The organism is Planctomicrobium aquicomposti (assembly GCF_051466325.1).
Lineage (GTDB): Bacteria > Planctomycetota > Planctomycetia > Planctomycetales > Planctomycetaceae > Planctomicrobium.
In genome coordinates this window covers 1,951,450-1,965,078 of record NZ_CP195792.1, presented here as the reverse complement: position 1 = coordinate 1,965,078, position 13,629 = coordinate 1,951,450, and the positions used below count along the sequence as shown (strand labels likewise).

The 13,629-nt window shown below is 60.5% G+C and carries 11 protein-coding genes; 5 read left to right on the top strand and 6 right to left on the bottom strand.

The features are described from left to right. Positions 1-180: 180 nt before the first annotated feature. Both SH664x_RS07510 and SH664x_RS07505 read right to left on the bottom strand, forming a co-directional pair. Positions 181-1,248 (bottom strand): P-loop NTPase, encoded by a 1,068-nt coding sequence (locus tag SH664x_RS07510; protein ID WP_437206371.1) that lies wholly within the window; start codon positions 1,246-1,248, stop codon positions 181-183. Positions 1,249-1,350: 102 nt separating this feature from the next. Continuing rightward, positions 1,351-2,541: a pyridoxal-phosphate-dependent aminotransferase family protein gene (locus SH664x_RS07505; RefSeq protein WP_437207192.1), complete on the bottom strand. Its 1,191-nt coding sequence runs from the start codon at positions 2,539-2,541 to the stop codon at positions 1,351-1,353. A gap of 105 nt (positions 2,542-2,646) precedes the next feature. Here SH664x_RS07505 and SH664x_RS07500 point away from each other — a divergent pair, with 105 nt between their 5' ends. Continuing rightward, a complete protein-coding gene (locus SH664x_RS07500; protein WP_437206369.1) occupies positions 2,647-4,521 on the top strand; it encodes a hypothetical protein in 1,875 nt (624 codons plus the stop codon). A 9-nt stretch (positions 4,522-4,530) separates the two neighbouring features. Here the strand turns inward: SH664x_RS07500 and SH664x_RS07495 are convergent, their stop codons facing one another. Further along, the gene (locus tag SH664x_RS07495; protein ID WP_437206368.1) at positions 4,531-6,099 is read right to left on the bottom strand and encodes a DUF5691 domain-containing protein; all 1,569 of its coding nucleotides are present in this window, start codon (positions 6,097-6,099) and stop codon (positions 4,531-4,533) included. Beyond that, entirely contained in the window at positions 6,096-7,457 is a 1,362-nt protein-coding gene (locus SH664x_RS07490) for an SWIM zinc finger family protein (protein ID WP_437206366.1), read from the bottom strand. The genes SH664x_RS07495 and SH664x_RS07490 overlap by 4 nt, the downstream gene beginning before the upstream one ends. A gap of 264 nt (positions 7,458-7,721) precedes the next feature. Between SH664x_RS07490 and SH664x_RS07485 the strand changes: the two genes are divergently transcribed. Further along, positions 7,722-8,654, top strand: a complete 933-nt coding sequence (locus SH664x_RS07485) for a sugar nucleotide-binding protein (protein ID WP_437206364.1) — start codon at positions 7,722-7,724, stop codon at positions 8,652-8,654. A gap of 97 nt (positions 8,655-8,751) precedes the next feature. On the opposite strand, the gene SH664x_RS07480 is transcribed toward SH664x_RS07485, so the two are convergent. Beyond that, entirely contained in the window at positions 8,752-9,870 is a 1,119-nt protein-coding gene (locus SH664x_RS07480) for a glycosyltransferase family 4 protein (protein ID WP_437206362.1), read from the bottom strand. A gap of 373 nt (positions 9,871-10,243) precedes the next feature. Between SH664x_RS07480 and SH664x_RS07475 the strand changes: the two genes are divergently transcribed. The 3 genes from SH664x_RS07475 (at position 10,244) to SH664x_RS07465 (ending at position 12,913) form a co-directional block, all read left to right on the top strand. Then, positions 10,244-10,513 (top strand): hypothetical protein, encoded by a 270-nt coding sequence (locus tag SH664x_RS07475; protein ID WP_437206361.1) that lies wholly within the window; start codon positions 10,244-10,246, stop codon positions 10,511-10,513. A gap of 173 nt (positions 10,514-10,686) precedes the next feature. Next, positions 10,687-11,331, top strand: coding sequence for a hypothetical protein (locus tag SH664x_RS07470; protein ID WP_437206359.1), 645 nt, complete (start codon positions 10,687-10,689; stop codon positions 11,329-11,331). Positions 11,332-11,425: 94 nt separating this feature from the next. Continuing rightward, a complete protein-coding gene (locus SH664x_RS07465; protein WP_437206358.1) occupies positions 11,426-12,913 on the top strand; it encodes an HTTM domain-containing protein in 1,488 nt (495 codons plus the stop codon). Between the two features lie 71 nt (positions 12,914-12,984). Here SH664x_RS07465 and SH664x_RS07460 read toward each other — a convergent pair whose 3' ends face one another. Further along, positions 12,985-13,551 carry an HdeD family acid-resistance protein gene (locus tag SH664x_RS07460; protein ID WP_437206357.1) on the bottom strand — a complete coding sequence of 189 codons (567 nt, stop codon included), beginning with the start codon at positions 13,549-13,551 and terminating at the stop codon, positions 12,985-12,987. Positions 13,552-13,629 lie beyond the last annotated feature (78 nt).

Below are 13,629 nucleotides of genomic sequence, written 5' to 3'. Positions count from 1 at the left end.
TTCGTTGGAGCGGGCTGGGATTCTTGACCGAAGCACGGGCCCCGGAAAGTCGCCCCCCCCCCTTAAAGAGAAAAACCGGTGTCGGGAGACTCCCCGACCACCGGTTCTGACTGACATTGTGAGGCCCCGGCATCAGCCCGATGGGCAAAAATCAACCGCGGTCGCTGGGGGTGAATTTCTCTAAAGCAGTTCGAGCGTCGGCATGGTCGGATTCTCGATCAGCTGCTTGGCCAGCTGCATCGCCACCGCGCTCGAAATCGCCATGAGAGTATCGCGGACCGGGTTCGGCTCCGTCACGAGGGCGTGGATCTGCCCTTCGTCGCCTCGAATGCGGATGATCGGATCGGAAGGCACTTCACCCAGAAACGGCACCCCCATCGCCGCGGCTTTGGCCTTCGCGCCTCCCCGGCCAAACACTTCACCGGTCATGTTCTCCACCATGCCCAGCACCGGAATCTTGACCGTGTTGAACATGGTAATGGCCTTCCCCGCATCCAGCAGGGCTACCTGCTGGGGTGAGCAGACCACTACCGCTCCGGCCAGTGACACCATTTGTGACAGAGTCAGCGAAACGTCTCCTGTTCCGGGGGGCATATCGATGATCAGATAATCCAGATCGCCCCATTCCGTCTGCTGCAGGAACTGACTGAGCGCCTTGTGCAGCATCGGTCCCCGCCAGATCACAGCCTGATCTTCTTCCACCATGAAGCCCATCGACATCACTTTCAGCCCGGCGGCTTCGATAGGCTGAATCCGTTCGAACATCCGTCCATCGGGAGTCTGGTACTGGCGGATTTCGGGTTGCCCGGAAACGCCACACAGATGCGGCACGCTGGGGCCGTAGACGTCGGCATCCATCAGACCGACTTTGGCTCCCCACTGCTGCAGGCCGTAAGCGATGCTGGCCGCCACAGTCGATTTGCCCACGCCTCCCTTGCCGCTTCCGACCGCGATGATGTTCTTGATCGACAGGCCAATGTTGCCTCCGGCCTGCTTGCCTTTCACCACAACGCGGTAGTTGACGTCGACCGTTTTGAGTTCAGGGACCTTGGCGGTGACCGCCTGCCGGATCGCTGCGCTCAACGTTTCCCGCGCGGGGTAGGCGGGGGTGGGGAGGTCGACCTGAACTGTCGCCCGTTCGGGTGTCGCATCCACTCCGCTCAGAAATTTGAGTTTGCTCAGGGACTGACCCAGTACAGGATCCAGCACGGCACCGGCGGCATCGCGGACAGCAGCTTCAACGGACATCAGACTTCTTTCGTTCAAATTCGAATCGTGACTTCACATCTCTTCTCTTCTGCGACCGGGCAGTGGCGGATCGCAGACTCTTTTCCCGCGGTTCTCACGGGCTTACTTCATTCCCGCATAGGCGGCGTTGGCGGCGGCCACTCCAGCACCCGCCGGAGCAGGACGACCCTGTTCCGCCAGACAGCTTTCCAGTGCCGCCAGGAACAGCAGGACGTTCCGCGGCTGGCAGGTTTCTCCCATCAGACCGACGCGCCAAGTCTTGCCGGCCATCGGTCCGAGTCCGGCACCAATTTCGATGCCGAATTCGCTCAGCAACCGGCCCCGCACTCCCTTGTCATCGATCCCTTCAGGAATGGTCACTGCATTCAGCATCGGCAGGCGGTGCTGTTCTGCCACTGCGTACTGCAGTCCCAGCGCTTCGAGGCCCGCCCGCAGCGCCAGATGATTGCGACGGTGCCGGGCGAACCGGGCCTCCAGTCCCTCTTCGAGCACTTCGCGGAGTGCCTGATGCAACGCATAGTTCATATTGATCGGAGCGGTGTGATGGTAAGCCCGCGATAGATTGCTCCAGTAGTTGCGAACCATTCCCATGTCGAGATACCAGCTCTGAATCTTTGTTTTCCGCGCCTCCATCACCGCCACAGCCCGCTCGCTGAATGTCACCGGCGAGAGTCCCGGAGGACAGCTGAGACATTTCTGCGTGCCGGAATAGGCGGCATCGATCTGCCATTCGTCGATCTTGACCGGTAGCCCTCCCAGAGAGGTGACATGGTCAGTCAGCAGCAACGCGCCGTTGCGGTGCACGATTTCTGAAATCTCTTCCAGCGGCTGCAGTGCCCCAGTCGAAGTTTCCGCATGGACGAGGGCCACCAGCTTGGGTTGAAACGCTTCGACAGCAGCGCGGACCTCGTCGGGGCTGAAGACTTCGCCAAATGGCCGTTCGAGCTTGCGGACTTCCGCTCCACAGCGGGCAGCGACATCGGCCATGCGTCCGCCGAAAACTCCATTGACGCCGACCAGCACCCGGTCACCCGGTTCGAGAAGATTCACAAAGCAGGTTTCCATCCCGGCGCTGCCAGTCCCGCTCACCGCCAGCGTCAGCCGGTTCTCGGTCTGGAAAACTTTCCGCAGCATCTGCTGCGTCTCATCCATGATTTTGAGGAAGTACGGATCAAGATGTCCGACGGTCGGAGCCGCCAGCGCGGCCAGCGCGCGCGGCGAAGTGTCACTGGGACCGGGCCCCATCAGGGTTCGACGTGGAGGTTCAATCGGAGCAAAAGTGGAAAGTGTCATCATCGATTCCCGTGGATCCGTGGTGAGCTGCCTTGGCCGCAGTGTAAAGTAATCACCAGACGTTCCCCAAGTGACGCCCCCTGAATTCATGCGTGTATTGGCCACATGACGAGTTCACCGCTCTCCATTCACTGCCCCCACTGTCAGCGACGCCTCAAGATCGAGAATCGTTCCCTGCTGGGGAAAAAGGTGAAATGCCCCGGTTGCAGCCAGCCCTTTGTTCTGGCCGAACCGGAAGCGGAATCGACGACAGGCCGCGTGTCTCCCCCTGAACGGCCCCGATCTGACCCGTCCCCCACCCCGCCCGAACCTCCGCTCGCCCCTCCCGAGACCGCCGCTCCCGCTCCGGCAGGGGACCTGTTCGAGCAGTTGGCCCAGATGGAATCCCGACGGACAACGACCGCGAGACAGTCCAAATCGCGGACCTCCCCTCGCTGGACCGGACCGGCGCTGATCGCGGGAGGAGTCGTCGCCGTGCTGATGATCGGAGGACTGCTCTTCCGCTTTTTAAGTCAGCCCGTCGCAGCTCTCCCCCAACCACAGCCCCAGGAAGTGGCCGCGGGCCCCGTCACCGATTTGCAGGTGTATTCCAGGAAAGATTTACAGCAGAACTTCAAACTGGTCGAGGAATTCCAGCCGACCGACGGCAAACCGATCCAGCTGCTGTTGATGCCCGGGGGAGTCAATCTGCTGGTGCATCTCCGCCCCGCACTGTTCTGGTCGGAGGCCCCTCAGTACCGCACGCTGCGGGCCAGTCTGACCGAGGACGTGACAAACTGGCTCGCCACCCGGATTGAAGACCTGTGCCGAATCCCCGCGGGAGAGATTGATGAGCTGACCATCGGACTGATTCTCGGAGCCCGGGGGACTGAGCCGCAACTGTGTGCAGTGGTGCGACTCCCTCCTTCCGCCCAGCTCAAAAGTTATGCGGAGAGGTTCCCGGACATCAACGTTGGCAACTCGCTGGGAGGAATTCAGAAAGCGGGGGATCGGGCCTATCTGGTCAGGGATGACCGGACAATGGCGATCGGTCCGGTGGCACTGGCCGACGAAATGCTGAACTGGACCGAGACCCCCAACCCTGAGGTGACCGCCGGAATGGCACAGCTGCTCGGGAACACGGACCAGCTGCGCTTGTTCAGTGTGGTCGGCAACCTGGACGATCTCCGGATCCACGCCGACGCACTTCTTCCGCAGGTCGCCGCACAGCCGGTTGGCAAAGTGCTCGACTGGTTCGGTGACAATGTGGAGACCGTGAGCTGGTCGATCCACGACGATCCCTATCTACATTCTGAAGTGCAGTTACGACCGGCCAGCACTTCCGACGCTTCTCGTCTGGCTAAAGAAATGCAGACTCGGCTGAAAGAACTCCCGGAATCCATGTGGAAAGAAGTCTGCCTGAAGCTCGCGCCTCAGGAGTTGCGGTTCCGCCAGTTGATCGGACGTTTCCCGGCGATGCTGGAGGCGGTCCGGGAAGCGACCGTGCTGAATCCGCAGCCCAAACTCCTTGTGCTGACAACAGTCCTGCCGGAGAAGGCGGCCCCCAATCTGGCACTGGCGACCCTCTTCACGATTCATGAAGTCGCTCGCACTGATTTCACTCCGGTGGCCGCCATGCCCGGTTCCTCGGCAGGCCCGGCCCTTCCCGACAGCGCCGCCCAGCGTCTGCAATTGCCGGTCGACGCTGAGTTCAAAAACATGCCCCTCGAACAGGCGATGCAGTACCTCTGTGATGAAATCAAGCTGCAGCTGGTCATCGATGGCGATGCCCTGAAGGATGCCGGTTATACACGCAATATGCCGCAGACCATCAACCTGGGACGGGTCCCCGCGCAGCAGGCGATTCTCACCATAGTCAAAAACTATCAGGAAGCCGGGAAGGAGATGGCGGTCTCTCTGAACGAAGAGAGCAAATCCATCACTCTGACGACCCGCAAGTTCGCAGCCTCCAGGCAATTGCCGGTGATGCCGCTGGAATGATGGCTTCGATCAAACGGGTTGAAACAGCTGATGAAGGTCCCGACGCAGCCGAACGACCTCGCCGAACTTTTGCAGTTCCCTCTCCAGCGAGGCGGCCGCGAGGAAGCGATTTCCGGGAGGCATCGTCCAGGGCTGCAGTGCCTCTTCCAGCGCCTGCGGCGCAAGTGCGACCGAAGCAAATGACAATGTGGCCGCCCAGCGGATCGCCGCCGAATCGTTGTGTCGCTTGAAGACTTCCCGCGTCAGATGCAGATACGCCCGGGAGAGTTCAAGCGACCAGGGGCGTGCAATCTGTTCAAGCAGGTTCGGTACGAAGTGGCTGTTGACTTCGCGCAGTTTCTTCAACAGCTGCATCAGCCCGGGCGTCAGTTGTTCTGTCGACAACAGTCGACTCAGTTGGGTGATCGACTCGGCAATGTCGGCACTGAACCCTTGAGGCGACTGGTACAGGAACATCCACGCCTCCCAGAGCGGAAGGAGCCAGGCTTCCGTCTGCGGGACAACGTTGTGGAATCGCAAAACCGCTTTTGTCCATCCGGCAAGAAGGTCTTCCGCATTTCCCCCCTTCAGCGCGCCCCTCACTAGGTCGGCCGGCGCAAGTTGAAACTGCTGAACCCAGAGCTGCGGTGACACGAGAGACAACCAGTTCCGCAGCCACCACGCGCGCTCGCCAACTCCCTGCGGCGCAGCGCCAGTCGCCGACCTGTCGGCCAGCGGCGAATCCTGTTCGGGCAGCACCGCCTCAATCTTGTTTCCCCCCAGCATGCCGGCTCGACTGCTCAGGAGTGTGCGGGCGGTTTGCCATAATTCGTGGGCCAGCTCGCTCTCGGGAATCAGAAGCTCCAATTGTTGGGCGAACTTTCTGACCGTTTCACTCCGATCTTTTCTGACCTCTTTCAGAAACGGGAGGTCCGCAGCCGAGAGCCCCGACCGCAGAGCTTCCAGCAATCGCCGACGTGATTCCGCCTTCTCGCTGTTGAAGGTCTCCTGCAGCCCCTCCAGCGCGTGCGCGCTCTGTTCCGGGACTTCCCGGAGTCGGTTCAACGCTGCGACACGTTCCGCCAGCGATCCTTCGTCCCACGTCTGTCGCAACTGGACCGGATCAATCACCGCCAAATCCGAAGTGATCCATTCCCATCCGGAGTGAAACCGGCTGAGCCAGGCGGCTCGACTTCCTAACGCCCCTCGAACTGCGTTCCGCAGTTTCGGTTCCGTGAGATTCAAAAGCGTCGGCAGCAACTCGGCCGGGAAAGTCAGGTTCTGCTGCTGCAGAATCAGCGAGACTTCCGGGATCAGTTCGATTTTCCCCAGCGCGAAGATTGTTCGAAGCATCTCCAGTCTGGCGGGTTCTTGTACCTCTTGCGGATCAATCGGTGCCGGTTCCAGCGGAGGAATCTTATCGGGCCGATAACCCGCACGTTGTCGCGTGGCTGCAATCCCAGCCCGGAGCAACAGGAACAAATCATCGCGCGCGAAGGGGGATCCCACCAGTAACTGCTCTCCGCCATCGTGCACATCCAACGGAATTTCCGGATGCCGTGCCGTCCCGACCAGTGCCGCCTTCGCCAGAGGATTCATCGTCCCCCCCCTCGACTTCCGGCCAACGGGGCCGTTGGCGCCGCAGCATCAATCGTGCGATAGCGACCGTTGATCAACCTGCCGAGAGGCAGCAGCTGATCGCCGTTCCATTCTGCCATGAGATCGAAGGGAGCGCCGCCGCTCTCCGCTAACAGTTCCCACGGCTCCCGGACTCCCAGCGGCAGTGAGTCCCCCGCGGAATCGCGCACGAACCAGCGGTCTCCCCGTTGTGACAACTGCACTCCCTTGAGAACACCACCTTGTGAGTTCAGCCAGGGAGTTCTCGCCAGTCCCTCTGCATAGAGATCTAACCAGTCGGCGATCAACTGCTGTCCGGGGAGATCTTCACTGAGAGGCTGGCTGTCACCGAGGCGTTGCTGCAGGCGCACGCGTTGCCGTGACGTTCCGGGGTAATAGATCATGACCGCGGGCTGCACGGTTCCCGGTTCAATGAATTCTGGAAATGGTTGCGATCCCGGGGCGAACTGCAGGAGTAATGCTGTCCGTTGGCTCTCAAGTCCTAACAGCCACGAGCGCTGCGTCTGTACCCGGTCATCATCCGTGACCCGCTGCCCCAGCACGAACCAGCGGTCGCTCACCGGTTCACCCGTCTGCTCCAGTTCCTGCTGACTGACGGTCCAGCCGATCAGCTGACGAACTTCCGCCTGCAGCGGGGGCTCGAGGTCTTCGAGCCGATCGAAAGCGTGCAGGAGCAGTATGAGTCGGCCGAGTTCGGCGAGCAGCCTCTCCGGCCAGTCTCCTCCGGATGACGGGATCTCCGACAGGCTGCGGAGTCGGCCTGCCAAACCGGGAGCCTGAGCGTCGACGAGCCGCCGGGCTTGATTCTCCCAGAACTCCGCCTGCCGGACCTCCGGACGCCCCAATCCCTGTCGTACCAGATCCGACAACCAGAGCTTGAGTTGATCGACACCACCGCGGACGCGACCGATCCGCTGGTCAACTCGTTTCTGACGTGCAGCGGTGTCGACGGTCTTCTCTTCGCGGGTTTCAGAGGCTCGTGAAGCCTTGTCGCGACGGGCAGCCCGCTGCTCGAGCCAGTCGTTCACCCACGCCGGTCCATCACCACTGGGCAACAATTCGGGAGTCAGGGAGGCCAGCAGCAACAGTCCGATGACATGCCGACAGGGGCGTTTTCGACTGGGACAATTGCAGCGATAAGCAAACTGCTGGAGATCGACCGTGACCTGATAAACCGCGCTCCCCTGACAGAGGCCCCACAGCGCCTGCAGGTTCTGGCCGAGTGAACTCCAGTAGCGTACCGCCAGTAGTTGACGGGCTGAGGTAAGCACCTGCTCATCGGGGGCCAGCTGGGCAACCTGTTCAAGTGTCAGCGTCACTGAGTGAGACCCTTCGTCCATAAATGTGGCAGTGAGGCTGCTGAATTGAGCCAGATTCACAGAATGATAAACAGGGAAAGCTGTGAGTGCGACTTTGCAAGAAGTACAAGGGTACCGCCTGACGATCGGTAATTCCTGCCGATTGATCTTGGCTGATTTTTTGGGGGAGGAATATACTCCGCCCCGTCTCAGCCGGAGGGCAGAGACGCGAACGATTGCGACGGGCGCGATCAGTTTTCTACACGCCAGGCATGGAGGCACCGCGTGGATAGCTTTTTAGTGGTTGGAGTCGACACGATCGTCGGCGCAAATCTCGCGGCAACTCTCTCAGACCGGTACAACGTCACGACCTGGGCGCCTGAATCGGGATATGAAATCGCCAACTGCAACGCCCTCGACCCCGCCGATGCCCCGCGCAAGGCGATCGACAGCTCGAAGGCCGACTGGATTGTCTATTGCGGTGCAGCCGCACGTTCCGCCTGGGAACCGAATACAAAATCACTGATTAAGGACGAAATGGTCGGTGACGCCCATCAGTGGGCGATTGCCTGTCGCGAAGCAGGCAAGCGACTGATCATGATCTCATCCGACGCCGTCTTCACCGGCCCCTGGATGTTCCACGATGAAGAGAGTCCGGGCTTCTGTGCCAGCTATCCGTCACAGGCCATTCGTGCGGCGGAAATGCAGGTTCTGGAACATTGTCCGCAGGCCCTTGTGATCCGGACCAACGCCTTCGGCTGGTCTCCCGCCGGTGACGCCGGCTGGATCGAAACCATGCTGAAGGACGTGGAAACCCGGCGCATCGTTCAGCAGGACCATATTCGTCATTCGACACCGATTCTGGCGACTGATCTCGCCCTGATTCTGGAACGGGCCTGCACCGAGCAGCTCAGCGGGATCTATCACATCGCCGGTGCGGAACGATCCAGCCCCCTGCAGTTTGCACAGCGGCTCGCCGACCTGTTCGACCTCCGCTGGCTCGCAATGCGGAAAGAATCCAGCCTGAGCGAACTTCCGCAAGGCTTCGCGGAAGGGGAATGTTCCCTGCAGACCAAGAAAATCCGCCTGGCCCTCTGCGTGCCGATGCCGTTGCTGTCAGAAGGTCTGCAGCGGCTGCGTGAACAACACGAAAACGGCTGGCGGGATCGACTGCGGTCCACACAGGCGGATCAGCGGAAAGAACGCCGCGCTGCGTAACACTTCTGGCCGCGACCCGAATCCCTCCGCTTCAGCTCCGTGATTGTTCCCTTCGGGGAAAGCGGGCTGACTGAGACGGAACCAAGTCCAAACAGGCTCAAGTGGTTCGAGTGGAGCTGCTCGGTGTCACATTCTCCGTAATGTGCTCGTACAGCTCCACTGTCGCATTGATCATCTGATCCACGTGGAAATGTTCCATCACGCGTTGCCGGGCATTGCTTCCAAGCTGACGGGCCTCGTCCGGATGGGTCAGCAGGTGCAACACGCGCTCGGCAAGTTTCTCTTCATCGGAGGGGGGAATCAGCAGGCCGGTGACTCCATCCGTCACCACACTGAAGACCCCTCCTGATTCTGTTCCGATCACCGGCAATCCGCAGGACATCGCCTGTAGCATCGTCGTTCCCAATCCTTGTTTGAGCGCCGGCAGAACAAAGATGTCCATCGCTCGCAGAGCGGGGCTGAAATCATGCAGGTTAGGAAGAATTGTCAGCGATTGGGAAATCTGCAGTTCCATTGCCAGCCGGCGGAGTGAACTCTCTTCCGGTCCCGAACCGGCAACGACGAACATGGCATTCGGCTGTTGTTTCAGGATAATGGCAGCCGCACGGAGAAAATGCCGCAGCCCCTTGCCCGCTTCCAGCGGTCCGGCCGTTCCAATCACAGGGCTTCGCCCGGCAGAAAGGATGGGGAGCAGCTGAGATTCTTCGGGCGGCTGCACACCGCTGGCAATCACGGTCACCAGTTCTTCCGGCAAGCGGGTCCGGTCGAGCAATTCACTTCTGACCGACTCGCTCACAGCGATAATCCGACGGCACCACTGCAAATCGACGATAAACCTCTCTCGCTCGCGAAGGTAATCGTGAACGGTGACGAGGTAGGGTCGCTGCAGCTTTCTGGCGAGCCAGTTTCCGAGCGGTAACATCCGACGATGCTGAATGTCGATCAGATCGGGAGGATCGCGACGGAGATCAGACCAGGCCCAGCGGCGTGTCAATCGTCCCAGTCCCGGCCAGAGCAGAGAACGGTACGCCAGCGAATTCAATTGCTGACCACGTTGCGTGGTCACCTGCACCGGGTCAGTGCTGAGCAGGCGGATTTTGACCCGCTCCGGAGGAAGGCGGCTGGCCAGCGATAACGCACGCGAGAAACTGCCGCGCAGCTGATAGGTCCCGAGGATCAGGAGCGCATCCAGGGGATCAGTTGGCTCACGCTGCATGGTCCGACTGTTGTCCACCCGGGATCACTGTCCTGAACGACTGAGATTTTCTGGCATTCCACTGCGACACCGAGGGCTTCTCCGCGAGGCGCAACGACCGCCAGCCGCAGATGCTCCGTCACTCGGGTGGCGGACCCGCTGCGGCATGATGTCATCTTGATCCGATCGTCGGAGGGTGTCAATCTCCGCGCCCGATCTGGACGGTCTGGCGGCTGTGTGAAAGGGAAGGCCCGGGCCTTTGCATCAGTCGTGCCGCCTGCCCTGATTTCCCGGGTTTCAGCGTCTGCAGGAATCAGTCACGCTGCACTGTGTTTCCGGGTCGGTCCAACCACTGCCGGGCAGATGTCTTACGAATCCCTGCACAAAATCCCCAGTGTGGGCTACACTTGCACTTCTGACCCCCATCGTCGAAATCAACCAGTTCAATCCCATGAATCAGCATCACGAACATCACGGCCATCACCACAGCGATCATGGGCACTCTTCGCACCCGGCGCCGCAAGGCAAGGGGAAGAGCAAGTTGTTCATTCTGGCGATCGTACTGATGCTGATCGGCATGGTTGTTTACGTCATGAGCATGGATGAAGAAGTCCAGCCGGGGGGAAAAATCGAAGAAGAAATGCCCGCCGCAGCCGCCCCGTAAGCAGCGGCGCCCTGCTCGGAATGGCGGACGGGCGTCTCGCCCTCGGCAAACACCGACTCTCATCTTGACCCGATTTCAGCCATTCCCGATAGTTTCCCCGTCCTGATGGGGCGGGCTGTCGGCCGCTGAAGTGCTGAGCGCGTCCCGTTGACTTCGGCAGCAAGGAGGCTGCGATGAAACGCTGGGGGACGCACCTGCTGATTGCAGGTTACCTGTCGGCGATTGGCTGGGGAATTTTTGCCCACGCCATCGGCTTTAAAGAGAACGCGCACCTGGGGATGTACTTCATCGTCTGGGACATGTTCTGCGGCTGGGAAAGCTTTGAAATGCGCCGCCATCTGGTGGCCGAAGGGATGAGCGGCCAGTACTACGATGCCGCGCCCCCGTGGGGCGAGTTCATTCCCTATGGGGCTGACCGTCGCCATCACTACGACGTCAACGCCGCCTATGCCGGGCGCTTTGCCGCACATACGCTTGCCCATACCGAGCATGAGCCGATCACGCGCGTCTTTCTGGTCGAAGAAGCCTGGTCCAAGAAATACAACATGCCCGATGCCGTGTGGAAGCGGCGTTTCGATGAGCCGCGTCATCCGCGGTCCTACTACTACCTGCGAGGAGTCTACGAACCCGACGGCGAATGCACCGGACGGAACATCTCCTGGGCGGCACTCCTCGCCCATCGCTCGATCATCAATAACCCCCGCTTACGGGAAGATGTCGCCCGCGGGCAGTCGTACGTGAATACGCAGTCGTTTTCGGCTCGGGGCTTCAACTCGGTTGAGCCGGTCAATTACAGCGTGCCCGCTGCTGATCCTTAGACACTGTACGATTGACGCGCAGACTTCGTTCCCCCTCTCAGAGTGCCGACTCGCGACTTCCCCGGACTGATACGGGACCAGCAAGGTTGCTCCTATGACCGATTCCACAATGAAACAACGCATCCGGCGCGATCTGCAGCGGGTTGAGAACTGGTTCTACGCCCCCGAGGTTCCTTACGCACTGGCGCTGATGCGCATTCTCGTTCCCTTTGGACTGATGTTCGGCGTGCTTCCCCGCTGGTTTCACGCCCGCGAACTGTACTCGACCGATGGCATCCCCGCCCCCTTCTGGGAGGGCTATGGGCATACCGATCTGCTGCCGATTCTTCCCGGCTGGGGAGCGGTCGCCCTCTACACATTGTTCGTGTTTGTGCTGACCTCGGCGATGCTCGGCTGGAAGACCCGTTTCTGTCTGGCGATGTCGGCCCTTCTGTATCCTTATTTCGGTCTGCTCGATGCGCTGGGGACGATGGCGAAGTTCACCATCGCAGGAACCCATTTTCTGTTTCTGCTCACACTCTCCGACTGCGGGAAAGTCTGGTCGATCGACGCCTGGCTGCGCGGGCCGGTTCCCGAATCCGAACTCCGCTCCCCACGCTGGCCCCGTCGCCTCGTGCAGATGCTGCTCGGCTTGATCTATCTCGGTGCAGCGGCCACCAAGCTGCACACGCCCAGCTATTTCAATGGTGACCAACTGTCGTACTGGTTATTGACCAACGTGAACATGGCCAATCCGCTGGGAGAATTCCTGACACTATTCCCCGCTTTGATTGTGGTGATGTGCTATGTCACTCTGCTGTGGGAAGCGACATTTTTGTTTCTCGCGTGGCGTGGCTGGTCCCGCGTGATCATGATCAGTCTGGGAATTGTCTTTCACCTGATGACGATGTTCACGCTGGGGCTGGTGGTGTTCCCGCTCATCTTCATCGCCACTTACAGCACCTTCCTCTCCGAGCGTGAAGCGCGCGGCATCGGGGAATGGGTTGCTGGACGCGGTCGAGCCCTTCAGAAATTGACAGGCCGACTGGCCGATGCCACCACGGCTCCCGGCTCCACCGCGCGTGGAGGCTGGCTCGGAGTGCTGGGAACCATTCCGGGTTTTGCTGCCGTACTGGTTGTCGTCTCTTCGCTCGGCGTGGCAGCGGAAGCCACACGCGACCCCTTCCGCGAGCGTGGTCCTCAGGGAAAAATGCAGCTCCCTGCGCTCTCCGACGAGCGGGCTGCGGAACTGCTCCGGAACGACGTTGCGGTCTCCCCCCGGGACAAGGTCTTCTCATACGATGTCGGAACAACGCTGGTCGGCGGTGTGCTGGCCGACCGCTGCTCGAAATTCAAATATGGCGAAATCGTGCGGATTCAATGTCGACTGGTTCAGCCGCACGAAGATATCTGGGTCGAAGTCAATCTGCATGACGCCAACAACCGTGTTATCGAACGTCTGGGCGACGTCGTTCCGCGCGAACAGGCCCGCGCCACGTTCTACTACACAATGCTCGAAGCCTTCGAACCGGGTGACTACGACCTGGTCCTCCGGTGCGACAATCAGGAACTGCAGCGGAAGCGGATCACGCTGTCACGGTGAAACGGACAGAGCCCGCGGACCTGTGCAGGAGCGGGCTCGTGCTTTTCGACGGACAGAAGACTCGCTGGAGATCACACCGTCTCGGCCGTCGGGTCGCCATGTTTGCGGCCGAGGCGTCGCAGTCGCAGTGAGAGTGCGACTGCCGTCACCCCGATCACCGTCACATAGAATCCGAAGAGCAGGATCATCGCTTCAATTCCGGCTCCCGGCTTCGCGAGCAGCAAGCCCCCGAATGCGATGGAGAGCGCTCCCGACAGGATGAGCACCCATTCATCGTCGATCTCCTTGCGCAGGGCGATTGCTGAGGAAATCTCCAGCACCCCGCGCACAATCGACACGATTGCCAGAACAGTAATCAGCGCCTGGGCCATCGCCGGCGGGTTCATGATCGCCAGGATCCCGGCTGCGACTGACACCAGCCCGAACAGCACCATCGGCCACCAGACTCGTCCCTGCGGCCCCGAGCCGACGCCGATCATGATCCCGGTGATCCCTTCCGCCAGGCAGAAGGCCCCGTAGACCAGCATCAGGGAGACCAGCGTGATACCGGGCCAGGCAATCGCACTGATTCCCAGTGCAATCGCACACAATCCGCGCAACAGCAGAACCCACCAACGCCGACACACTGCATGTAACATTTCAGCCTCCTGAAGAATTCCACTGGATCACAACGACGAGTTCTGGCATCACCGACAATCAATCTGCCCAACCGGCCG